The sequence below is a fragment of the Actinoplanes sp. NPDC051475 genome (assembly GCF_040689425.1).
In the GTDB taxonomy this organism is placed as follows: Bacteria; Actinomycetota; Actinomycetes; order Mycobacteriales; family Micromonosporaceae; genus Actinoplanes.
In genome coordinates this window covers 12,848-35,445 of the sequence record NZ_JBFAZZ010000010.1, presented here as the reverse complement: position 1 = coordinate 35,445, position 22,598 = coordinate 12,848, and the positions used below count along the sequence as shown (strand labels likewise).

Annotated in this window: 16 protein-coding genes, 1 pseudogene and 1 riboswitch; of the genes and pseudogenes, 11 read left to right on the top strand and 6 right to left on the bottom strand. The window is 71.6% G+C overall.

Translation table 11 applies throughout. The features are described 5' to 3' along the window. Positions 1 to 56: 56 nt before the first annotated feature. A complete protein-coding gene (locus tag AB0368_RS20925; protein WP_366155581.1) occupies positions 57 to 893 on the bottom strand; it encodes a winged helix-turn-helix transcriptional regulator in 837 nt (278 codons plus the stop codon). 55 nt (positions 894 to 948) lie between these two features. Between AB0368_RS20925 and AB0368_RS20920 the strand changes: the two genes are divergently transcribed. Beyond that, on the top strand, positions 949 to 2,181 hold the full coding sequence (locus tag AB0368_RS20920) for an MFS transporter (RefSeq protein WP_366155580.1): 1,233 nt from the start codon (positions 949 to 951) through the stop codon (positions 2,179 to 2,181). Between the two features lie 67 nt (positions 2,182 to 2,248). Here the strand turns inward: AB0368_RS20920 and groL are convergent, their stop codons facing one another. Beyond that, positions 2,249 to 3,871: a chaperonin GroEL gene (gene groL / locus AB0368_RS20915; protein WP_366155579.1), complete on the bottom strand. Its 1,623-nt coding sequence runs from the start codon at positions 3,869 to 3,871 to the stop codon at positions 2,249 to 2,251. A 586-nt stretch (positions 3,872 to 4,457) separates the two neighbouring features. Between groL and AB0368_RS20910 the strand changes: the two genes are divergently transcribed. The 3 genes from AB0368_RS20910 (at position 4,458) to AB0368_RS20900 (ending at position 9,246) form a co-directional block, all read left to right on the top strand. Beyond that, positions 4,458 to 8,102 (top strand): bifunctional glycosyltransferase family 2 protein/CDP-glycerol:glycerophosphate glycerophosphotransferase, encoded by a 3,645-nt coding sequence (locus tag AB0368_RS20910; RefSeq protein ID WP_366155578.1) that lies wholly within the window; start codon positions 4,458 to 4,460, stop codon positions 8,100 to 8,102. Positions 8,103 to 8,200: 98 nt separating this feature from the next. Next, positions 8,201 to 8,746, top strand: a complete 546-nt coding sequence (locus AB0368_RS20905; RefSeq protein WP_366155577.1) for a GNAT family N-acetyltransferase — start codon at positions 8,201 to 8,203, stop codon at positions 8,744 to 8,746. Next, positions 8,743 to 9,246 carry a hypothetical protein gene (locus tag AB0368_RS20900; RefSeq protein ID WP_366155576.1) on the top strand — a complete coding sequence of 168 codons (504 nt, stop codon included), beginning with the start codon at positions 8,743 to 8,745 and terminating at the stop codon, positions 9,244 to 9,246. Before AB0368_RS20905 ends, AB0368_RS20900 begins: the two co-directional genes overlap by 4 nt. Before the next feature lie 265 nt (positions 9,247 to 9,511). Here AB0368_RS20900 and thrC read toward each other — a convergent pair whose 3' ends face one another. Beyond that, on the bottom strand, positions 9,512 to 10,792 hold the full coding sequence (thrC, locus tag AB0368_RS20895) for a threonine synthase (RefSeq protein WP_366155575.1): 1,281 nt from the start codon (positions 10,790 to 10,792) through the stop codon (positions 9,512 to 9,514). A 10-nt stretch (positions 10,793 to 10,802) separates the two neighbouring features. After that, a riboswitch (SAM riboswitch) is annotated at positions 10,803 to 10,942 on the bottom strand. A gap of 135 nt (positions 10,943 to 11,077) precedes the next feature. Here thrC and AB0368_RS20890 point away from each other — a divergent pair. The 3 genes and pseudogenes from AB0368_RS20890 to AB0368_RS20880 all read left to right on the top strand — a co-directional run. Further along, complete coding sequence (locus tag AB0368_RS20890) at positions 11,078 to 12,073, top strand: ATP-binding cassette domain-containing protein (protein ID WP_366155574.1); 996 nt, start codon at positions 11,078 to 11,080, stop codon at positions 12,071 to 12,073. Beyond that, positions 12,070 to 13,056, top strand: coding sequence for an ABC transporter permease subunit (locus AB0368_RS20885; RefSeq protein WP_366155573.1), 987 nt, complete (start codon positions 12,070 to 12,072; stop codon positions 13,054 to 13,056). Before AB0368_RS20890 ends, AB0368_RS20885 begins: the two co-directional genes overlap by 4 nt. 193 nt (positions 13,057 to 13,249) lie before the next feature. Continuing rightward, positions 13,250 to 13,474 (top strand): annotated as a pseudogene (locus AB0368_RS20880) (DUF3263 domain-containing protein); the annotation flags it as partial. On the opposite strand, the gene AB0368_RS20875 reads toward AB0368_RS20880, so the two are convergent. Further along, positions 13,471 to 15,681 (bottom strand): AAA family ATPase, encoded by a 2,211-nt coding sequence (locus tag AB0368_RS20875; RefSeq protein WP_366155572.1) that lies wholly within the window; start codon positions 15,679 to 15,681, stop codon positions 13,471 to 13,473. The pseudogene AB0368_RS20880 and the gene AB0368_RS20875 overlap by 4 nt on opposite strands. A gap of 77 nt (positions 15,682 to 15,758) precedes the next feature. Between AB0368_RS20875 and AB0368_RS20870 the strand changes: the two genes are divergently transcribed. Genes AB0368_RS20870 through AB0368_RS20855 form a run of 4 tightly spaced genes read left to right on the top strand, consistent with a single transcriptional unit; the run spans position 15,759 to position 20,978 of the window. Continuing rightward, entirely contained in the window at positions 15,759 to 16,469 is a 711-nt protein-coding gene (locus AB0368_RS20870; RefSeq protein WP_366155571.1) for a hypothetical protein, read from the top strand. A gap of 47 nt (positions 16,470 to 16,516) precedes the next feature. Next, positions 16,517 to 19,258 (top strand): alpha/beta fold hydrolase, encoded by a 2,742-nt coding sequence (locus tag AB0368_RS20865; protein WP_366155570.1) that lies wholly within the window; start codon positions 16,517 to 16,519, stop codon positions 19,256 to 19,258. Then, complete coding sequence (locus AB0368_RS20860) at positions 19,255 to 20,109, top strand: ABC transporter permease subunit (RefSeq protein WP_366155569.1); 855 nt, start codon at positions 19,255 to 19,257, stop codon at positions 20,107 to 20,109. The genes AB0368_RS20865 and AB0368_RS20860 overlap by 4 nt, the downstream gene beginning before the upstream one ends. Continuing rightward, positions 20,106 to 20,978 (top strand): alpha/beta hydrolase, encoded by an 873-nt coding sequence (locus tag AB0368_RS20855; RefSeq protein ID WP_366155568.1) that lies wholly within the window; start codon positions 20,106 to 20,108, stop codon positions 20,976 to 20,978. The genes AB0368_RS20860 and AB0368_RS20855 overlap by 4 nt, the downstream gene beginning before the upstream one ends. Before the next feature lie 3 nt (positions 20,979 to 20,981). Here the strand turns inward: AB0368_RS20855 and AB0368_RS20850 are convergent, their stop codons facing one another. Together AB0368_RS20850 and AB0368_RS20845 are read right to left on the bottom strand one after the other, a co-directional pair. Then, positions 20,982 to 21,551 carry a hypothetical protein gene (locus tag AB0368_RS20850; protein ID WP_366155567.1) on the bottom strand — a complete coding sequence of 190 codons (570 nt, stop codon included), beginning with the start codon at positions 21,549 to 21,551 and terminating at the stop codon, positions 20,982 to 20,984. Positions 21,552 to 21,652: 101 nt separating this feature from the next. Next, positions 21,653 to 22,438, bottom strand: coding sequence for a DeoR/GlpR family DNA-binding transcription regulator (locus AB0368_RS20845; RefSeq protein WP_366155566.1), 786 nt, complete (start codon positions 22,436 to 22,438; stop codon positions 21,653 to 21,655). Positions 22,439 to 22,598 lie beyond the last annotated feature (160 nt).

Sequence of the window (22,598 nt, the reverse complement as noted above, 5' to 3'; positions counted from 1 at the left end):
AGAGCGCACGCTCCCACCGTAGCGCCGTCGGGGGTCACTCCGGAGAGGGATGTTTCTCAGGCCACGCCCTTGACGAGCTCCAGCATCTCGCTCACGGAGCCCGCCGGGTCGGTGACGGGGAACTGGACCGCCCGGATCGTGGCGGTCGCGTCGACCAGCAGCGTGAGCCGCTTGAAGCGGTCCGTGCCGCCGGCCCGGAAGGTCGGCAGCCGCAGGCTCGCCGCCAGCTTGCCGTCCTGGTCCGACACCAGGGGGAACGGCAGTTTCGCGTACGCGGCGAAGGCGTCGAGCTGGTCGGGGCGCTGGGTGCTGACGCCCGTGATGCGTACGCCATGAGCAGCGAAATCCCCGGCCCGCGCGGCATAGGTGGCCGATTCCAGGGTGCAACCGCCGGCGCCGGGGATGTCTGCCCAGCCGGGCGGATGGCCCTGGGTCCCAGGGGCGAAAGCGCCGGGAAAGAAGTACAGGACCGTGGGGGTTTCGACCGTGAAGCGCGGAATACGGTGGCCGACCAGACCGTGCACCCGGTGCGCCTCGGCGGAGGTGGCGGCCGAGGTCGCGGTCAGCGAGCCGTCGCCCATCACGTGGCGGGTGCCCCAGTCCTGCAGCGCGATGAGCACCGGCAGCAGGCCCTCGCCCTTGGCGGTCAGCAGGTAGTCGTAGCGGGGCGGGCGCTGCGAATAAGCCTCCCGCCGGAGCACGCCGTGCTCGACGAGGCTGCCGAGGCGCTCAGTGAGGGCGCGGCGGCTCATGCCCAGCTCCCGCTGCAGCGCGTCGAAGCGGGTCAGGCCGCCGGCGATGTCGCGCACGAGCAGGAAGGTCCACCAGTCGGCGAGCACGCCGAGCGCCTGCGCGATGCCGCAGTCGGCATCAACCAGTTCGACGCGTCGCACGCTCTTCACTATAGTCCGTTTCAGATTGGAACTGACTCGAACGGGGGCGAGGACCATGAGCGTCTTCTGGCGGTGGTGGTCGGCCGGCACGACCAGCGGCCTCGGTTCGGCCGTCGGTGGCGTGGCCCTGCCGCTGACGGCGCTCGCGGTCCTCGATGCGACCCCGTTCGAGATGGGCCTGATCGCCGCCGCCCGCTACGCCGCGTGGATCGTCATCGGGCTCCCGGCCGGGGTGATCGTCCAGCGCCTGCCGTTGCGGGGCACGCAGGTCGGCGCGGATCTGGCCCGGGCGGCCGCGGTGGCCTCGATCCCGCTGGCCTGGTGGGCCGGGCGGCTCACGGTCGCCCACCTGGTGGTCACCGCGCTCGTGATCAGCTTCGCCAACGTGCTCTTCGACGTGGCCAACGCGACCTTCCTGCCGGAGATCGTGGGCCGCGACCAGCTCCAGTCCCGCAACAGCCTGACCTCCGGTACGCACGCCGCCACCGAGCTGGGCGGCCCGTCCGTCGGCGGCGTCATCGTGCAGGTGCTCGGCGCCGTACCGACGTTGCTCGTCGACGCCGTCAGCTACCTGCTCTCCGCCGCCCTGCTGAGGACGCTCCCGGCCCGCCGGGCGGCCGAACCGGCCCGGGGAGCGCCGATGGGCGAGATGATCCGCGAGGGCTTCGCGTACGTCGTCCGCCACCCCGCGATGGGACCCGGCATGTGGGCGGCCACCGCGGTCAACTTCGTCTGCGGCGCCCAGCTCGCCCTGTACCCGCTCTACCTCGTCCGGGACCTGCACGCGGCTCCGGGACTCGTCGGCGTGCTGCTCGCCGCGGACGGTGTCGGCACGCTCATCGGCGCCGCGCTGACCACCCGTTTCACGGACGCCGTCGGCACCGCACGCGGCCTGATCGTCAGCGGCTTCGTCGCGGCGGCCGGCGCCCTCGTGGTGCCGTGGGGTGCCGGGCACACGGCGTACGCGACCTTCGTGCTCGGGAATCTGGCCTTCGCGGCGGGGGTGGTGGTGCTGAGCGTGACCACCCGCACGTACCGCCAGACTGCCAGCCCGCCGGAGTTGCTGAGCCGCGTCATGGCCACGGTCCGGTTCGTCTCCTGGGGCGCGATCCCGGTCGGCGGCCTGGTGGCGGGCACGCTGGCCGGCCCCTTCGGGGCACGGGCGACCCTGGTGGTGCTCGGCGCGGTGACCGTCTGCGCGCCGTTGGCCTGGCTGCTTTCACCGGTGCGCGGACAGCGCGACCTCGTCGATGTGGCCGTACCGGAACGGGAGGCGGCGGTTCGGTAGCACCCCGCCCATGAGAAAGCGGGCCGCCCCCGAGGGGACCGGCCCGCTTACCTGTGCAGCTGTGGACTCAGAAGTCCATGTCTCCGCCGCCCGGGCCACCGGCCGGGGCCGGGGACTTCTCGGGCTTGTCCGCCACGACCGCCTCGGTCGTGAGGAACAGCGCGGCGATCGACGCGGCGTTCTGCAGCGCCGAGCGGGTGACCTTGGCCGGGTCGATGATGCCCGCGGCCAGCAGGTCGACGTACTCGCCGTTCGCGGCGTTGAGGCCCCAACCGGACTCGAGGTTGCGGACCTTCTCCACCACGACGCCGCCCTCGAGGCCGGCGTTCACGGCGATCTGACGCAGCGGGGCGTCGAGCGCGACCTTGACGATGTTGGCACCGGTGGCCTCGTCGCCGGCCAGGTCGAGCTTGTCGAACGCGGTCTTGCCGGCCTGCACGAGCGCCACGCCACCGCCGGGCACGATGCCCTCCTCGACGGCCGCCTTCGCGTTGCGAACGGCGTCCTCGATGCGGTGCTTGCGCTCCTTGAGCTCGACCTCGGTGGCCGCGCCGACCTTGATGACCGCCACGCCGCCGGCCAGCTTGGCCAGGCGCTCCTGCAGCTTCTCGCGGTCGTAGTCGGAGTCCGACTTCTCGATCTCGGCGCGGATCTGGTTGACCCGGCCCTGGATCTGCTCGGCGTCGCCGGCACCGTCGACGATCGTCGTCTCGTCCTTGGTGATGACGACCTTGCGGGCCTGGCCCAGCAGGCTCAGGTCGGCGGCGTCGAGCTTGAGGCCGACCTCCTCGCTGATGACCGTGCCGCCGGTGAGGATGGCGATGTCGTCCAGCATGGCCTTGCGGCGGTCACCGAAGCCCGGGGCCTTGACGGCGACGGACTTGAAGGTGCCACGGACCTTGTTGACGACCAGGGTCGCCAGGGCCTCGCCCTCGACGTCCTCGGCGATGATGATGAGCGGCTTGCCGCCCTGCATGACCTTCTCGAGGACCGGCAGCAGGTCCTTGACCGCGGAGATCTTGCTGTTCGCGATGAGGATGTAGGGGTCGTCGAAGACGGCCTCCATGCGCTCGGCGTCGGTCATGAAGTACGCCGAGATGTAGCCCTTGTCGAAGCGCATACCCTCGGTGAGCTCCAGCTCGAGACCGAAGGTGTTGCTCTCCTCGACGGTGATGACGCCTTCCTTGCCGACCTTGTCCATGGCCTCGGCGATGATCTCGCCGACCGTGGAGTCACCGGCCGAGATGGAGGCGGTGGAGGCGATCTGCTCCTTGGTCTCCACGTCCTTGGCGAGCTGCGAGAGGCCCTCGGAGACGCTCGCGACGGCGGCCTCGATGCCCCGCTTCAGGGCCATCGGGTTCGCACCGGCCGCGACGTTGCGCAGACCCTCACGGACCAGCGCCTGGGCGAGGACGGTCGCCGTCGTCGTGCCGTCACCGGCGACGTCGTCGGTCTTCTTGGCGACCTCCTTGACCAGCTCGGCGCCGATCTTCTCGTAGGGGTCCTCGAGCTCGATCTCCTTGGCGATCGACACACCATCGTTGGTGATGGTGGGAGCGCCCCACTTCTTCTCGAGCACGACGTTGCGGCCCTTGGGGCCGAGCGTCACCTTGACGGCGTCGGCGAGCTGGTTCATGCCCCGCTCGAGGCCGCGACGAGCTTCCTCGTCGAATGCGATGATCTTGGCCATACGGCTGTGTCCTCCTGGACATTCGCGGTGCCGGGCCTCCTCGGCCCCGCCCTCCGCACGGTGCGGAACACTGCGGACGTCACCACCTGGCGATGTGACGTCCTCAGGTCGAGCCGGATAGCCCGCGACGACCGGTCCCGTGCCCCGGCGCCGATGGCGGCACCGTGGCCGCGACCCCACCGTCCCGACCTGTTTGTAGCTGGCACTCACGCCTCGCGAGTGCCAATGACTTGTTTAGCACTCTGGTGGGTCGAGTGCAAGGACAACGGTCATGTCCCGGGGGCGTGCGCAAACGCCTCGTTGATCACGATGGGTGAACCATTCCCGGTCTCAGCAGGAAGGCGTTCCGCGCTCCGGCCGCGATCACCTCGCCCCGTGCTGAACCGATGGGGCCGGGAGCCACGTAGTACGCATGGTCAAGGTTCGGTGAACACGTCCGCGATGCGTTCTTTGACCTGATCCATCCGGACAGATCGATGCTGGATTTCGCATTGCAGCAGGTTGGCGCCGCCTGAGATATGCGGGAGCGGCTCGCGCCGCACGACTACAGGCGATCCGGTGCTGACCGGATGGAGGAGTGAGCGCAGTGAACAACCGTATCGTCGTAGCGCCCGAGCGCGCACAGGTGCGGGAGCCGGACTGCCAGCAGATACCGGCGCAACGATCACCCAGCGTCACCGTTCCCGCAACGGACTCCCCGAGGCGCCCGGCTGCCGGCACCAAGCCCCTGATCAGCGTCATCGTCCCGGCCCACGACGTCGAGGCGTACCTCGGAGAGTGCCTCGCGTCACTCGCCGGGCAGACGTACCCCGCCATCGAGGTCGTCGTCGTGAACGACGGATCGCAGGACGCCACCGGGGCGATCGCCGACGACTGGGCTCGCAAGGACTCCCGCTTCCGGGTCCTCCACCAGAGCGAGGGCGGCCCCGGCCAGGCTCGCAACGCCGGCATCGCGATCGCCCGCGGCACCTTCCTGGCGTTCGCCGACGGCGACGACGTCGTCCCGCCGTACGCGTACGAGATGTTGCTGACCACCCTGGAGCAGACCGGCTCCGACTTCGCCTGCGGCGCGGTACGGGCGCTGACCTCCAAGGGCGCGAAGGCCTCGCGGCTGCACGCGTCGGTCTTCACCAAGACCGTGCTGCGCACCCACGTCAGCAAGCAGCACACCCTGCTCAAGGACCGTACGGTCTGGAACAAGATCTACCGTCGCCGGTTCTGGGACCAGCACGGCCTGACCTTCCCCGAGGGCGTCGTCTTCGAGGACGTCCCGGTCGCGCTGATCGCCCACGCGATGGCCAAGTCGGTCGACGTGGTGGACGTACCGGTCTACTACTGGCGCAAGCGGGAGGGCGGCCAGAAGTCGATCACCCAGCGGAGGACCGACTGGAAGACCACGGCCGACCGGCTCAGCGCGGTCAACCGGGTCAGCCGGTTCCTCGCCGAGCACCAGCAGGGCGAGGTCAAGCGGTCGTACGACGAGAACGTGCTGGTCGACGACTTCGCCCTCGTGCTCCGTGCGCTGCCCGACGCCGACCCCGAGTTCCAGGCGTCGTTCCTGCGTGAGGTCAACCTCTTCCTCGCCGGCGTCCGGCCCGGCACGGTCGAGAGCCTGCCCCCCAAGTACGCGGTCGTGTGGCACCTCGTCCGCCAGAACAAGCTTCCCGAGGCCATCGAAGTGCTGCTCGCCAGCCGGCCCGGCATGCCGATCGCCAGCCGGAACGAGGGCAGCAAGCGGTACGCCGAACTGCCCTTCCTCGACGACCCGGCGGTGGGCGTCCCGCGCGGGCTGTACGCCATGGGCAAGCCGGCGGTCCGCAGCCAGATCACCGAGCTCGGCTGGCGCGACGGCAAGCTCGTGATCCGCGGGTACGCGTACATCGACGGCACCGCCGCCAAGTCCCGCTGGACCTCCGCCCGCATCGTCCGGCTCCGCGAGCTCACGACGGGCCGCACCATCACCATGCCCGCCGTCCCGCGCCGCGAGCCGGAGGCGACCGCCACGTCCAGCCACGGCGACAAGTCGTACGACTGGTCCGGCTTCGAGGTCACGATCGACCCGGCGACGCTGCGGTCCGGCGGCCGGTGGGAGAAGAGCCGCTGGCAGATCGCCGTCGGCATCATCGCGGGCACCAAGCTGCGCAAGGGCCGGCTCAAGGTAGGCCCGGACCCCACCCGGTTGCGCCTCGCACCGCAGCACCTCGACGCCACCACGCAGCTCACTCCCGTGGCCGAGGGGCTGTACATCCTTCTGCGCGTCGACAAGGTGACCGCCAGGACGACGGCCATCGCGTTCGAGGACGACAAGCTGGTCATCGACGGTGTCGTCACCGGCCCGGAGCCCAGCGCCGGCCGGCTGCGCCTGTGCCGGGTCCCCGACGTGGCGGAGGCGTCCACGGCCGTCGAGTTCGGCGAGACCCGCAACGACACGACGCCCTTCCGCGCGACGGTGTCGTTGAAGCCCCTGTTCGAGCACGCCGGCCCGGCCGTCATGCCGCCGCCCGGCGGCACGATGGACCGCTGGCGCATCCAGCTGGGGTTCCACAGCGGCGGCCGGCAGTCGGTGCACCTGATCAGCGACGACCTGCCCGCGGCCCGGTCCGGCATGTTCGGGCGGCACGTCTTCGTCCGGCGTACGGCGGCCGGTTTCCTGTGGCTGTGCTCCCGCGCCCCCGGACCGGTGGCCGACTCCGCGGAGTGGCGCCCGGACGGCACCCTCGTGCTCACCGGCGACTTCGACCCGGCCGAGGGCGTACCGGAGATCACGCTGCGGATGCAGACCGCCGCCGAGGAGCAGGCGCTCGCGGTGACCACCGACGGCGACCGCTGGACCGCGCGGCTCAACCCCAGCAGGGTCGACTCCTGGGGCGGCTTCGTCGAGCTGCGCCCGGGCCTGTGGGACATCCTGGCCGGCCACCGCGCGAGTGGCCGGGTGACCAACCTCGTCGTGGCCGACGACGTCCGCGCGATCTGCCCGGCGCAGTCCCCCGACCAGCGCCGCGAGTACGCGCTGGAGCTGGCCGAGGGCGACTTCGTCGCGCTGCGGGCGGGACCGGTGCTGCAGGTGGACGAGCGCGGCGCGTACGCCCGCACCCACCTGCGAGTAAAGCGCACCGCCGCGCTGCGCCGCTCCCCGCTGCGAGAGGCCGTGCTCTTCGAGAGCTTCGGCGGCCGGCAGTTCTCGGACAGCCCCCGGGCGATCCACGAGGAACTGATCCGCCGCGGCCTGCCGTTCGAGGCGCAGTACCTGACGGTCCGCGACGGCCAGGCGGCCACGCCGGAGACGCTGACCACCGCCCGCCTCGGCGGCACCGAGTGGTACGACGCGCTCGCGACCTGCCGCTACATCGTCACCAACTCGCACCTGCCGGACTGGTTCGAGCGCCGCCCGGGCCAGGTCGTGGTGCAGACCTGGCACGGCACCCCGCTCAAGCGCATCGGATTCGACGCGACCGACATCCGGCACGCGGACCGCAAGTATCTGCGGCGGATCGAGAAGGAGGCACCCCACTGGTCGTTCCTGGTGTCGCCCAACCGCTTCAGCACGCCGATCCTCCAGCGGGCCTTCCGGTACGAGGGCGAAATGCTGGAGTCCGGTTACCCCCGCAACGACGTCCTGTTCCGCTCCGACCCTGCAGCCACCGCGGCCATCCGGCGGCGCCTGGGCCTGCCCGACGGCAAGCGGGTCGTCCTGTACGCCCCCACGTGGCGCGACGACGAGTTCTACGGTCAGGGCCGCTACAAGATGTCGATGCAGCTCGACGTGGCGGCCGCCCGGCGCCTGCTCGGCGACGACCACGTGCTGCTGGTACGCCGCCACCCCACCGTCGTCGACCCCGTTCCGGACGACGGCTCGGGCTTCGTCCGGGACGTGTCGACGTACCCGGACATGGCCGACCTGCTCTCGGTCGCCGACGTGCTGGTCACGGACTACTCCTCGGCGATGGTCGACTTCGCCAACACCGGGCGCCCGATCCTGCTGTTCACGTACGACCTGGAGCACTACCGCGACAAGCTCCGCGGCTTCTACTTCGACTTCGAGAAGGAGGGCCCGAGCCCGCTGCTGATGACGTCGGAGGAGTTGATCAAGTCGCTGGCCGAGCTCGCGGCGGACCCGAACCTGTATGCCGACCAGCGCCGGGCATTCCAGGCGCGCTTCTGCGACCTGGACGACGGCACCGCGACGAAGCGGGTCGTCGACCGGATGCTGGAGCTCGGCGCCCGGAGCTGACCGGCCTCCGGGCCTGACCGGTTCCCCCGGGCGGGGCCGCCGGTCCCAAAAGCGGCATCCGGGTTGCCTCGCCCGCCACCAGCGGGTAGGCAGGCAGCATGACCAGCACGTTGGCGCCCACCCTCACCGTGCATCGGGTGACGCCGGAGGACGCCGCGAGGATGCGCGCGTTGCGGCTCGAGATGCTGGCCGACAGCCCCCTCGCCTTCCTGGAGACGCTGGCGCAGGCCGCGGCTCGCCCGCACGCGGACTACCGGCGCCGGATCGTGCAGGCATCGGCGGGCGGCCAGCTCGCCCAGTTCGTGGCCGACCCGGGAGGCGGACCGGGCGGACCGGGCCGGGGCGGTCGGCTGATCGGTCATGCGGGCGGCACGGTGCTGCCCGAGGAGTCCGCCGCCACCGTGGTCTTCGCGGTCTACATCACGCCGGCGCACCGCGGCCGGGGCGTTCTCGCGTCGCTGATGGACGCCGTCGCCGAGTGGTCGCTGTCGCTGAGCCGACGCGAGCTGATGCTGGAGGTCGTCGTCGGCAACGATCGGGCGGTCCGCGCCTACGAGCGGCTGGGTTTCGAGGACACCGGGGTGCGGGTCCCCCACCCGGTCCTGCCGGGACTCCAAGAGCTCCAGATGCGCCGCCGCGCATGACGACCGATCCGGGGGAGACGAGGCCGCCGTTGCGGCGGTGGCCGCTGGCCCGGTCCGTGCTGACCGCGGCCAACGGCACGACGCTGGTCGGCCTGGGGGTCGCCGTCCTCACCGGCGCGAAGCTCCGCCGCGGCCGGCACGGCATCCTCGTCGCGGAGGGCTACCGCCGGAAGGTGCCGCCGGCGACCTGCTTCACGGTCGGTTCCGTCATCATCACCCGGCGATCGGCTGAGTGGCTGCTCCACGAGTCGCGCGCGGACCTGCTGGCGCACGAGAGCCGGCACGCGGGCCAGTACGCCGTCCTCGGCCCGCTGTTCTGGCCGGCCTACTGGGCGGCCTCCGGCTATTCGTGGCTGATGACCGGCTCGTTCGGCAGCCGCAACGTCTTCGAGCGGCACGCGGGCCTCGACAAGGGCGGCTACGCCGTGGCACCGCTGCGCCGCTGGGCGCGCAGGTTCCGACGCGGCCCGGGCGACGGGACGCAAACCGGCGAGAACTGAGCCGGGCCCGGCGCGGACCGGCGAACCGGCCCGGACCAGGCCCGGGAAGTTGGTCGGGAGGACACGCGCACAGCGCCTCCGGCACTGGGTCGTTGGGCCCCGGAGAGATTGTCGCCAAGCTCGAAGGTGGGGCCATGCTCCAAAATTAGGAACTCGTACGGCGTCGCGTCCTCCCGCGTAGAGCATCCTGCCGATCCCGAGATCCTCGCGCAAGTCCTCAGGCGGAGGAATTCTCGACGTTGGGCAGGAGGTCGACCACGGAGAGTTATCCCAGCAGGCCCGCTTCGCGAGCGCCCTTCAGGGACGGCTTGATGTGGTGGGTCGGGCCGACGAGGCCGGCGACCGCGTCGATCGTCTTCAGGCCCTCGCCCGTGTTGAGGACGACGGTCTCTTTGTCGGGGTCGAGCTTGCCGCTCGCCACGAGCTTCTTCAGTACGGCCACCGTCGTGCCGCCGGCCGTCTCGGCGAAGATGCCGGTGGTCCTGGCGAGCAGGCGGATGCCCTCGCGGATCTCGTCGTCGTCGGCGTAGTCCATCCAGCCTCCGGTCCGCTGGACGGCCTCGATCGCGTACGCGCCCGCTGCCGGGTCGCCGATGTTCAGCGACTTGGCGATGCCGGTCGGCTTGACCGGGACGATCTGGTCGGTGCCGTTGTGCAGGGCCACCGCGATGGGGTTGCACCCGGCCGACTGGGCGCCGAAGACGGTCCAGCCGCCCTCGGGGGCCCCGACCAGGCCGATCTCGACCAGCTCGCTGAACGCCTTGTCGACCTTGGTGAGCAGCTCGCCGGACGCCATCGGGATGACGACCTGGGCGGGGATGCGCCAGCCGAGCTGCTCGGCCACCTCGTAGCCCAGGGTCTTGGAGCCCTCGGCGTAGAACGGGCGCACGTTGACGTTGACGAACGCGGTGTCCTCGAACTCGTCGGTCTCCACAAGCTCGCCGCAGAGCCGGTTCACGTCGTCGTACGAGCCCTCGATGGCGACCAGGCCGCCGCCGTACACCGCGGAGGTAATGATCTTGCCGGCCTCGAGGTCGCTGGGGATGAAGACGATGCTGGGAACCCCGGCGCGGGCGGCGTGTGCGGCCACGGAGTTGGCCAGGTTGCCGGTGGAGGCGCAGGCGAAGCGGGTGAAGCCCAGCTCCCGGGCGGCGGTCAGGGCGACGGAGACGACCCGGTCCTTGAAGGAGTGGGTCGGGTTCGCGGAGTCGTCCTTGACCCAGAGCGGCGCGCGCAGGCCGAGCTCGGCGGCCAGGGCAGCGGCGCTGACCAGCGGGGTGAGGCCGGGGTCGAGGGTGACCCGGGTGGCCGGGTCCTGGCCGGCGGGGAGCAGCGCGGCGTAGCGCCAGATGTTCTGCGGGCCGGCTTCGATCTGCTCGCGGGTGACCGTGGCGAGGGCGGCGGTGTCGTACGCGACTTCCAGCGGGCCGAAACACTCGTAGCACGCGTGCTGCGCGGCGAGGGGGAACTCGGTGCCGCAGCCGCGACAGACGAGGGCGCGGGCGGGGCTGGTGGACTGGCTGGGGGCGTCGACCGTCGACGTCATACGAGGCTCCTTCTCATCTTCCCCGGGCGCGGACAGCCGCGAATCCGGGACGGAATTAGCACCTGCCGCGCGCTGGCCTCGTCATCGAGTCAAGCGCGGTGGTTGCCGGGGCGTCGTCGGGCCGTATCCCTCAGCCCCTCTGGATGAGGTATTCAGTTGTGTTACCAACACCTTACGTGGTCATCCGCGGATGCCAAGTCCACTGTCCCGAGGTATGAGTCACCCGGGGTGGCGGCGGGTGCATAGGGTGACGCTCGTCATATCCACTACGCCGGGAGGTGCGGCGTGAGCGCCGTCCTTGAAATCCAGGGTCTGCAGAAGACCTACCGCAGCCGGAAGGGGGTACGCAGGGCGCTCGACGGCTTCGACATGGTCGTGGAGGCCGGCCAGGTGCATGGCTTCCTAGGCCCCAACGGCTCCGGGAAGACGACCACGCTGCGTACCCTGCTCGGCCTGATCCGGCCCAACGCCGGCCGGATGGCGATCCTCGGCCGCGAGGTGCCCGACGCCCTGCCCGAGGTTGCCGGTCTGGTCGGCGCGATCGTCGAGAGTCCCCAGTTCTTCGGCAACTTCTCCGCCCAGGACACGCTCCTGCTGCTCGCCGACGCGGGCGGTGTCGCGCGGGCGCGGGTGTTCGAGGTGCTCGAGCTGGTCGGGCTCCGGGACCGGGCGACGGACCGGGTCAAGACGTACTCGCTCGGCATGAAGCAGCGGCTGGCGGTCGCGTCCGCGCTGCTCAAGAACCCGAGGCTGCTGATTCTCGACGAGCCCGCCAACGGCCTCGACCCCGGCGGCATCCGCGAGATGCGCACGCTCATGCGCAACCTCGCCGAGTCCGGCATGACCGTGGTCCTCTCCAGCCACATCCTCGGCGAGATCCAGCTGATCTGCGACTCGGTGACGATCATCGCGGCCGGACGACGGGTCGCCGCGGGCGGCGTGGCCGAGGTCCTGGCCCAGCACGCCAGCTCCTCGGTGCGGGTACGCCTCGAATCGGTCGCCGACCTCACCGGCTCGGCCGCCGCGCTGCGGGAGGTCGGCGCCCAGGTGGTCGTCGAGAGCGACCACCTGATGGTCAGCGGGATGGCCCAGCCCAGCGTGATCACCCGAACCCTCGCCGGACGGGGCGTCTTCGTCTCCGAGCTGGCCCCGGTCTCGGTGGACCTGGAGAGCGTCTTCCTGGAGCTCACCGGCACCGCGCCGGTCGAGGGCGAGCACCGGCAGGTGGACCAGACCGTCATGGCCCAGGCGGGCCCGGCGCAGGGTGGGTGGGGACAGTGAGCCTGTACACAGCGGAGACCCGGCGGCTCACGAAGCGCCGCTTCACCCGATTCTTCGTCATCGGGGTGGTCGTCGTGCTGGCCGCGATCGCGGTCGGCATGTTCCTCACCCACGAGAAGAACACCCCCGAGGTGGTCGCGGCCGCGCAGGCGAAGGCCGACAGCGAGTTCCAGCAGGCGACGGTGCAGGCGGAGGCCGAGCGCAAGGCGTGCGCGACGCAGCCGGGCGCCGACTGCACGCAGATGTGGACGCCGACCCGCGAGGACTTCCAGGCCGAGTGGTACATGCCGCCGACCTTCAACTTCCGCAAGCAGTTCGGCGAGATGGAGACGACGCTCGCCGCGATCCTGGCATTGGCGGCATTCGTGATCGGCGCGTCCTACGTGGGCGCCGAGTGGAGCAGCGGCGGCATGATGAATCTGCTGCTCTGGCGGCCGCAGCGGCTCAAGGTGCTGAACACCAAGCTGAGCGCGTTGCTGGTGGTGCTCACCGGCGTTACGGTGGTGCTGTCGGCGGTGTGGACGGGCATCTTCGCGCTCACCGCGAACCTGCGCGGCACGCTCGGCGGCATGACCTCGGGCGCGTGGCAGTCCATCCTGCTCATGGAGCTGCGCGGCCTGGTGCTGGTGCTCTTCGCCGGGGCGCTCGGCTTCGCGCTGGCGTCATTGGGCCGGCACACCGCCGTGGCGATGGGTGTCGCGATCGGCGTGATCGTGCTGTTCCAGTTCGGCCTCGGAACGGTGCTGTCCATGGCCCAGGTCAAGTACATGGAGGCGTACCTGATCCCGGTCTGGGGCATCGCCTGGATGGACAAGTCGGTCGAGCTGGTGGACTACAACGCCCCCTGCATCGGCGCCGGGAACTCCTGCGAGCAACCGACCCTGACGCTCACCTGGCCGATGGCCGGCGGCGTTCTGACCGCCGTGCTGATCCTCGTGGTCGGATTGGCAATGTGGACTATGCGTAAGCGCGACATCACCTGAGGTAACTTCGGCGGAAGGCGCGCGGCGGGGATCGCCGGCTGCCACTATGGTGGCCGTCCCCTTCGCGCGGCCCTCCCACCACCCCGAGGTAACCATGCAACCCGATGCCGCCCTCAACGAGCAGCAGCAGATCCCGGCACCCCGCGACGCCGGCGCGGCCGAGACCGGCCCCGAGAGTACCGAGCAGACCGTGCTCACCGACCGCGAGCAGCAGATCCTCGCCTTCGAGCAGAAGTGGTGGAAGCACGCCGGCTCCAAGGAACAGGCGATCCGCGACGCCTTCGAGCTCTCCTCGACGCGCTACTACCAGCTCCTCAACGGGCTGCTGGACAACCCGGCCGCGCTCGCCCACGACCCGGTGCTGATCGGCCGCCTACGCCGGCTCCGGTCGACCCGCGCGCGCACCCGCCGCCGCTAGCCGGGCGCGTGGCTGGACGCATACGCCTCCAGCCACGCCACCTGGACCGGGTCGAGCGACGCCCGAACCCTCTTGCGGGCGGTCGCCACGTGCTCGGCGGTCACCGTCGTCGCGTCCAGGGACTCGCGCATCGCCGCCAGCGCCGCCTCCCGGATCAGCGCCGCGCAGTCGGCCGCCGAGAAGCCCTCGAGCTCCGCGCCGAGCGCGTCCAGGTCCACCGCCTCGTCCAGTGGCACCGACTTCGACGAGGCGCGCAGGATCGCCACCCGGGCCTCGGCGTCCGGCGGCGGCACGAAGACCAGCCGCTCCAGCCGGCCCGGTCGCAGCAGCGCCGGGTCGATCAGGTCCGGCCGGTTCGTTGCGCCGATCACCACGACGTTGCGCAGGGACTCGACGCCGTCCAGCTCGGTCAGCAGGGCGGCGACGACGCGGTCGGTCGTACCGCCGTCGGTGGCCTGGCCGCGGGTCGGGGCGAGCGCGTCCACCTCGTCCAGGAACACGAGCGTGGGAGCGGCCTCGCGGGCGCGGCGGAACAGCTCCCGGACGGCGCGTTCACTGTCGCCGACCCACTTGCTCAGCAGCTCGGCGCCCTTGACCGACAGGACGTTGGCTTTGCCCGTACCCGCGATGGCCTTGACCAGATAGGTCTTGCCGCACCCGGGCGGCCCGTAGAGCAGGACGCCGCGCGGGGGTTGCACGCCCAGCCGCGCGAAGGTGTCCGGGTAGGTCAGCGGCCACAGCACCGACTCGGTGAGCACCTGCTTGACCTCGGCCATGTCGCCGACGTCGTCGAGGGTCACCTGGGCGACCTCCAGCGTCGAGTCGGCCATCGAGGTCGGGCGGACCACGTCGAGGGCCGCCTCGAAGTCGGCCATGGTGACGGTCGGCGATTCCGCCTCCTTCTGTCGCAGTGCGGCCCGGACGCCGGCCTCCCGGGCCAGCGCGCCGAGGTCGGCGGCGACGAACCCGGGGGTACGCCCGGCGACGTCGTCCAGGCGCACGTCCTCGGCCAGCGGCATCCCGCGGGTCAGCACGCGCAGCTGGTCACGACGCATGGCCGCATCCGGCAACGGCACTGCCAGCTGCACCGCGAGCAGGTCCGGCGAGCGCAGCGCCGGGTCGACGGACTCCGGCCGGCTGGTCGTGCAGATCACCGCCGCCCCGGAGGCGACCAGGTCAGCCAGCACCTGCCGGAACACCGTGGCGAGCGGGCCCGGCTCGTCGCGCGGCGCCAGGGCCTCGACGTCGGCGACCAGCAGCACGGCGGGCCCGCCGGCGCGGACGTCCCGGGCCAGGGCGCGCAGCCGGGTCGCGGCGGCGTCGTTGGTCAGCGCCGCCAGCTCCGGCGCCCAGACCGGCAGCACGGTGGCCCCGAGGCTCGCGGCGACCGCGCGGACCAGCGCCGACTTGCCGGAGCCGGCCGGCCCGGACACCAGCAGACCGAGCGACACGGTGGTGCCCAGGCGGCCCAGCACCTCCCGGTGGTGGAAGCCGAGGTCGAGCAGCTCGGTGAGCTCCTGGGCCTGGGCGCGCAGCCCCGGCAGGTCGTCCACGCTGGGCGGTGGGGTGTCCGGGTCGGTGGACGCCGGGTCGGCGCGGGACGGCACGGGCTCGACCGCCGGGCGTACGGACGAGAACTGACCGTCCTGCCACCCCACCACGGTGTCCATCGTGACCAGCGCGGCGTCGGCCTCCTCGACCTCGACCACCTGGAGCAGGGTGCTGGTCCAGGCGTAGCCCACCCGGTTGGCGAGGCTGCGCCGTGCCGCCTCCACGAGCGGCTTGTGGCCGGCCTCCGGCAGGACGTCCTGGGGCAGCAGGGAGACGTCGTCGCCCGTGCTGACCACCTTGCCCAGCAATGCCAGGCGCAGCATCTCCGGCGAGACCACCGCGACGATCTCCGCCGGCCCGGTCAGCGTCACCCGGCGCGCCGCGACCACCGGCACCGGCGTCACGGTCACCTGACCACCGTCGCGCAGGCCGAGGTTGCCGATGGTCAGATCGTCGGCGTAGAGCAGGGCCCGGCTGGCGCCCGGCTCGGCCCGCGCGGCGATGCCCGCGGTGGCGCGGCGGCCGGTCAGCCGCAGCGGATCGCCCGGGTTGACGGCCAGCGCCGCCATCACCTCCGGGTGCAACCGCACGATGCCGCGGCGCGCGTCGAGGGCCGCCGGCCGCTGGGTAACGGTCAGCGTGAGATCGTCTGGCACCGCGGGGCCTTCCGTTTGGACGAGGGGACTAGGTTGACACGCTATCGCCGTCAGTCGCCCTGGGGAGGCACAGCACCATGAGGCACCGCCGCGTCGCAGTCGCCGTTGCCGCGTTCGCTCTGCTCGGCGTCGCCGCCTGTGGTGACGACTCCGACGACAAGGGCACGCCGGCCGCCGTGCCGCCCGGCGCCTCCGCTCCGGCGGCTTCCGGCGGTTCGCCGGCCGCACCCGGTGGCGAGTCGGTCGCACCCGGTGGCACGCCGGCCGCACCCGGCGCGGTCCCGACCGAGGGTACGGCGTCCCAGCAGCCCCCGAAGAAGGGCGGCGGGGCCAACCAGCGCCCGGCCGGCAAGGGCGCCGTGGAGCCGGACGTGCTGTCGGCGGCGGGGCTGGGGCCGTACGCGATCGGCGTGGCGCAGCCCGATCTGAAGTCGGCCCAGCTGATCGGCGCCGTCTCCACCAAGCACGACTGTGCCACCGCCAAGGGGCTGAGCGACTACGCGAGCCCGGGCCTGGCGTTCAGCGACGGCAAGCTGGAGCGGATCTCCGTCACCAGCCGGGACATCAGCACCGCCACCGGCGCCGAGGTCGGTACGACCTACGCCAAGGTGAAGGCGATGTACCCGAGCGGCAAGCAGCTGGACGACTGGGTGGGCGCGAAGGCCTGGTTCACCCTCGACGGCGGCAACGCACTGCTCTTCGTGATCAAGGACGACCGGGTCGCCTCGATGCAGGCCGGCCCGGCCCAGGCGCTGCAGTTCCACCACACCGACAACCAGGGCTGCTGAGCCGGTTCACAGCTCGGGCTCAGCGGCCCGCCGATAGCGTTGGCCGCATGCCTGCCCTGAAGCTGCGCCGCGCCCTGCCCCGCCCGACGCGGCGCCGGGTCGTGGCGGGCGCCGCGGTGCTCGTGCTCGTGGCCGCCCTGGTGACCTGGGCGGTCCTGCCCGAGCGTCACTCCTGGACGGCCACCGACCAGCGCCTCACCGTGCTGTCCGGCCCCTCCGGGACCGAGCCCGTCGCCCTCGACACCCGGTTCTACCTGCCGAAGGACGCCGGCGGCAGGGTGCCGGCGGTGCTGCTGGCGCACGGCTTCGGGGGTACGAAGAACTCCGTCAGCGACGACGCGGAGTCGCTCGCCGACCGGGGCTACGCCGTGCTGACCTGGACCGCCCGCGGCTTCGGGGCCAGCGGCGGCGAGATCCACCTGGACAGCCCCGACTACGAGGTCCGGGACGCCCAGCGGCTGCTCGACTGGCTCGCCCGGCGGCCCGAGGTGCGCACCGACGCGGCGGGCGACCCCCGGGTCGGTGTGGTCGGCGGCTCGTACGGCGGCGCGCTCGCCCTGCTGCTGGCCGGCACCGATCCGCGCGTCGACGCGATCGTGCCGCTGATCACCTGGAACGACCTGGGCACGGCCTTCTTCCCCCAATCGGCGGCCGGCGTGACGGTTCCCGGCGTCTTCAAGAAGAGCTGGGCGGGGCTGTTCTTCGGCAGCGGGTCCACCTCGCCCCTGGAGCGGGCCGCACCGGGCGCATCGGGTGATCCAGCCTGCGGGCGGTTCGCGGCGGACGTCTGCGCCGCGTACCTGAAGATGGCCACCACCGGTACGCCGGACGCGGCCACCACCGCACTGCTGCGGCGCTCCAGCCCGGCCACCGTGCTCGACCGGATCAAGGCGCCGACGCTGCTCGTGCAGGGCGCGGTGGACACGCTGTTCCCGCTCTCCGAGGCCGACGCCAACGCCCGTGGCATCGCGGGGACCGGCACCCCGGTACGCGTCGCCTGGTTCACCGGCGGCCACGACGGCGGCTCGGGCCCGCAGACCGACCAGGACCGGACGAAGTTCCTCACCGCGCAGTGGCTCGACCACTACGTCAAGGGCGAGGGCAAGGCGCCGGAGAACAGCTTCACCTTCTCGCGGGTCGCCGGCTTCAGCGCCCTGGACCGGGGGCTGGTCACCAACGGCTACTCGGATCCGGCGTACCCGGGCCTGGGCGGGACCGGCCGCGCCGAGGTAACCGTCAGCGGCCCGGCGCAGCCGATCGCCAACCCGCCGAACGGCAACCCCGGTGCCCTGTCGTCCCTGCCCGGCGTCGGCGGCCGGCTCAGCTCCCTGCTCGGCGGCGTCGCCGGCGACCTGGAGGGCCAGCACGCCACCTTCGAGTCGGCACCGCTCGGCAGCGGCGTCGACGTCGCCGGCGCCCCCACGGTCACGCTGCGCGTCGCCTCGCCGACCGGCTCGGCGACGGTCTTCGTGAAGCTCTACGACGTCGACCCGAACGGCACGGCGACCCTGAGCGGCGGCCTGATCGCCCCGGTCCGGCTCACCGGCCTGGCCCGGGACATCACCGCGGCCCGGCCGGTCACCGTCACGCTGCCGGGTGTGGTGCGGCGCATCGACCCCGGCCATACGGTACGGGTGGTCGTCGCGTCCTCGGACCAGGCGTTCCTCACCCCGGCCGACCCGGCGGTCTACACCGTGGCCGTGGAACCGGCGGTGACCCTGCCGACGCTGGCCGGCACGCCGATCGCCAACCCGCAGGTCGTCTGGCGCTGGGTCCTGCTCGGCGTGCTGGCCGCGATCCTCCTGGGTCTCGCCGCGGTGCTGGTGCTGCGGCGTCGCCGCCACGACCGGCCGGTTGCCGAGTTCGAGGACACGCCGCTGGTGGTCCGGGGCCTGCGCAAGGCGTACGACGACGGGTTCGTGGCCGTGGAGCAGGTCGACTTCCGGGTCGAGCGGGGCCAGGTCGTGGGCCTGCTCGGGCCGAACGGCGCGGGCAAGACGACGACGCTGCGGGTGCTCATGGGCCTGACCATGCCGACCTCGGGGGACGCCCTGGTGTTCGGGCGCCCGCTGGTGCCGGGCGCCCCGATCCTGTCGCGGGTCGGTGCGCTCGTCGAGGGTCCGGGCTTCCTGCCGCACCTCAGCGGCTACGAGAACCTGCGGGCGTACTGGCAGGCGACCGGGCGGCCGCTGGAGGACGCGCACTTCGAGGAGGCACTGGAGATCGCCGGCCTGGGCGACTCGGTGCACCGGCGTACGAAGAACTACAGCCACGGCATGCGTCAGCGGCTCGCGATCGCCCAGGCGATGCTGGGCCTGCCCGACCTGCTCGTACTGGACGAACCCACGGACGGCCTCGACCCACCGCAGATCGCCGAGATGCGCCGGGTCCTGCGCCGCTACGCCACCGACGGGCGCGCGGTCCTCGTCTCCAGCCACCTGCTGGCCGAGGTCGAGCAGACCTGCACCCACGCCGTGGTGGTCAACAAGGGCCGGATCGTGGCGGCCGGGCCGGTCGACGACATCGTGGGCGAGTCGCCGTCGGTGCAGCTGTCCGTCACCGACGTCGCCACCGCGTCGACCGTGCTGGAGGGGCTCAACGTGCGCTCGGTGCAGCAGGACGGCGCCTCCGGGCTCATCGTCGACATGAACGGCACGCCACGCGAGGAGGTGGTGGCCTCCCTGGTCCGCGCCGGCGTCGGCGTCGACCGGGTGGTGCCGCGGCGCCGCCTCGAGGACGCCTTCCTCGCCCTGGTGGGCGACAACTCCCGGGGAAGTGGGGACCGATGAGCAGCGCAGCCACCGGCTACCGGCCGTCCGCCACCCTGCCGCTGCGTGCCGAGATCCGGCGGCAAGCGTCAAGGCGGCGTACCCAATTGGCCCTGGGCTTCATGGTCCTGCTGCCGTTGATCATCCTGCTGGCCTTCGAGTTCGGCGGTGGCGACGACGACGACAACGGCGGCGGCGCCTTCTCCTCGCTGGTCGACCTGGCCACCTCGGGCGGGCTGAACTTCGCGCTCTTCGCCATCTTCGTCTCGGCGGGCTTCCTGCTGGTCGTGGTCGTGGCCCTGTTCTGCGGCGACACGGTGGCCTCCGAAGCGAGCTGGGGCAGCCTGCGCTACCTGCTGGCCATCCCGGTCCCGCGCGCCCGCCTGCTGGGCGTCAAGCTCGTGGTGGCCCTCGCCTACTCGCTGACCGCGCTGCTCACGCTGGCCGGCACGGCCCTGCTGGTCGGCACCCTCCGGTACGGCTGGCATCCGTTGGGCAGCACCGTGGCCGCCGAGATCCCGGCCGGCGAGGGCGTGCTGCGGCTGCTGGCGATCCTGGGCTACCTCGCGGTGACCCTGCTCGGCGTGGCCGGCCTGGCGTTCCTGCTCTCGGTGCTGACGGACGCGGCGCTGGGTGCGGTCGGCGGGGCGGTGCTGCTGTGGATCCTGTCCAGCATCCTGGACCAGATCACCGCCCTTGGCTCGCTGCGCAACTTCCTGCCGACCCATTTCAGCGACGCCTGGCTCGGTCTACTGTCGACACCGATGCAGACCGACGATGTGGTCAAAGGCTCGATCTCAGCGATCTGTTACGCGACGCTGTTCTGGTCGTTCGCGTTCTACCGGTTCACCCGCAAGGACGTCACGTCATGACGGTCGCCCACAACGGGGACGTTGCGATCGCGTACGAGGTGTTCGGTCCGCCGGAGGGCCGGCCGCTGCTGTTGGTCAGCGCCACCGACGCGCAGATGGTGATGTATCCGCGGGAGCTGTGTGAGGCGCTGGTCGGCGCGGGCATTCAGGTCGTCCGTTTCGACAACCGCGACTCCGGGTTGTCCACGCACCTCGAAGGCCGGCCCGCGCCCGCCCCATTCGTGGCGGCGCTGCGCCCGTCGACGGCGCCGTACCTGCTGACCGACATGGCCGCCGATGCGGTGGCGGTGCTGGACGCGCTGGGCTGGGAGTCCGCGCATGTCGTGGGCTCGTCGATGGGCGGGATGATCGCACAGGCCGTCGCGGTCGCGTACCCGGCGCGGGTGCGCAGCCTCACCTCGATCTCCTCGACGCCGTCGATCCGCATCGGCACCCGGCCGCCGCTGAAGGTTCTTCGGGCGATGTCGAAGCTGCTGGCGAAGCCGCTGCATTCGGCGGAGGAGGCTGCCGAGCGCGAGGTGGCGATCTACCGGCTCATGGGGTCGCCGGGTTACCCGTTGGACGAGGCCATGGTCCGCGAGATCGGGCGGGAGTCGTACGAACGCCACTCGACGGACCCGCTGAGCGGCCGACGTCAGCGGGCCGCGGTCGCCGCCTCGGGGGACCGGCGCAAGGCCCTGGCGGCGCTGCGGATGCCGGCCCTCGTGATCCACGGGGACGAGGACGTGATGATGCGGCCCAAGGCCGGGCGCGCGACGGCCGCCGCGATTCCGGGCGCGCGGCTGGTCACGTACCCGGGAATGGGTCATGATCTGCCACGCGCCCTCTGGCCTGCGGTGATCGAGGAACTCCGCGTATTGACCGCCTAGTCACTATTCCCAGAAGTGCGCCACGTCGATGGTGATCCGGCCGTGCCCGTCGCTGCCCGTCGCGACCGTGACCCGGAACGGCAACTTGGCGCGTACGCCCTGGTCGAACTGGGTGTATCCCTCGAAGCTCCCGGCATAGAGGATGTCGCGCAGCGTCTGGTAGCGCACGACGTTGACGGCGTGGTCGCCGAGCTTGCGGTTGTAGGTCACCGTGCCGTCGGTCTTGTAGACGGGCGCGAGCAACACCACGTCGAGGTGCGCGCCGCCGGCCGTGTACGGCGTGACGTCGAGCCCTTCGCCGTCGGTGATGACATGGTCGGTGTATTCGACGCGGTAGCCGGACACCGCGCCCGTGAATTCGAAGACGGTGCGGTCGTAGCAGGACTGCCTGCTCGTGGTGACCTTGAGCAGGGAATTGGTGCTGAGGTTGCCGCCCGCCTTCGGCAGGCTTCCCCACGTGATGCCGCAGTAGGGCGCCGCGGCCGCTTTCTGGGCGGCCGTCGCGCTCGCTGAACCGGCCCCGGCGAGGGCCAGCAGCATGATGAAAACGCTGAGAATACGAAGTCGCCGCATGACTGCCTCCAAGGACTATTGCGGCTGGTGGACAGCAGTATGAGCGCCGCTCTGTTCGCGTGATGCAGGAAAGCCGACAGTTGCGTCTTCGGACAAGCCGATCAGGCGCAGACGACCTGGACGCCCGCCTCCCGGAACGCCTCGAGCACCGCCGGCGGGGCGCCCGAGTCGGTCACCAGGGTCTCCACCTTGCCGATCGGGCAGATCCGGGCGAAAGCGTGACCGCCGAGCTTCGACGAGTCGGCGATCACCACGACCCGTTTGGCCCGGGCCACCATGAGGCTGTTCATCGCCGCCTCGCCCTCGTGGTGGGCCGCCGCGCCCAGTTCGACGTCGAGGGCGTCCACCCCGAGCAGCACGATGTCGAGCGTGACCTCCTTGAGCAGCGCGCCGCCGAGCGGGCCGACGAGCTCGAAGGACTGCGGGCGGACCACGCCGCCCGCCACCACGATCTTCATGCGGGAGCGGACCAGCAGCTCGTTGGCGATGTTGAGGGCGTTGGTCACGATCGTCAGCTGGGCGCCGTCGCCGCTGGCGTTGAGGTCGGGGCGGACCGCCAGGGCCCGGGCCACCTCGGTCATCGTGGTGCCGCCGTTGAGGCCCACCACCGTGCCCGGGACGACGAGGTTCGCCGCCGCCTCGCCGATGCGCTGCTTCTCGGCCGAGTGCTTGGCGCTCTTGTAGCGCAGCGGCAGGTCGTAGGAGACGCCGTTGGCCACCGCGCCGCCACGGGTACGGGTGATCATCTGCTGCTGGGCCAGCTGGTCGAAGTCGCGGCGGATCGTGGCCTGGGACACGTCCAGGCGCTCGGCCGCGTCCTCCACCGTGACGCGGCCGCTCTCCGCCAGTAACTCCAGCAGGGCATTCCAGCGCGCGTACCGGTCCACCCGATCTCCCTGCTGCTCGTTTCGTGATAAGAGTGTGCACATTAGTGCGCGAAACGTCCCCCAGCAAAGAGAGTACCTGCGCGATCACGGTCCGGAGGTTGCGTCCCCGCCGATGTTCCACGCAGAATGACGCTCGAAAGAGCGGAGAACCGAGCGCTTA

Excerpts from the sequence above, each read along its gene's own strand:
- AB0368_RS20920 (WP_366155580.1), top strand. The coding sequence starts at position 949 with ATGAGCGTCTTCTGGCGGTGGTGGTCGGCCGGCACGACCAGCGGCCTC.
- groL (WP_366155579.1), bottom strand. The coding sequence starts at position 3,871 with ATGGCCAAGATCATCGCATTCGACGAGGAAGCTCGTCGCGGCCTCGAG.
- AB0368_RS20905 (WP_366155577.1), top strand. The coding sequence starts at position 8,201 with ATGACCAGCACGTTGGCGCCCACCCTCACCGTGCATCGGGTGACGCCG.
- AB0368_RS20900 (WP_366155576.1), top strand. The coding sequence starts at position 8,743 with ATGACGACCGATCCGGGGGAGACGAGGCCGCCGTTGCGGCGGTGGCCG.
- thrC (WP_366155575.1), bottom strand. The coding sequence starts at position 10,792 with ATGACGTCGACGGTCGACGCCCCCAGCCAGTCCACCAGCCCCGCCCGC.
- AB0368_RS20870 (WP_366155571.1), top strand. The coding sequence starts at position 15,759 with ATGAGGCACCGCCGCGTCGCAGTCGCCGTTGCCGCGTTCGCTCTGCTC.
- AB0368_RS20865 (WP_366155570.1), top strand. The coding sequence starts at position 16,517 with ATGCCTGCCCTGAAGCTGCGCCGCGCCCTGCCCCGCCCGACGCGGCGC.
- AB0368_RS20860 (WP_366155569.1), top strand. The coding sequence starts at position 19,255 with ATGAGCAGCGCAGCCACCGGCTACCGGCCGTCCGCCACCCTGCCGCTG.
- AB0368_RS20855 (WP_366155568.1), top strand. The coding sequence starts at position 20,106 with ATGACGGTCGCCCACAACGGGGACGTTGCGATCGCGTACGAGGTGTTC.
- AB0368_RS20850 (WP_366155567.1), bottom strand. The coding sequence starts at position 21,551 with ATGCGGCGACTTCGTATTCTCAGCGTTTTCATCATGCTGCTGGCCCTC.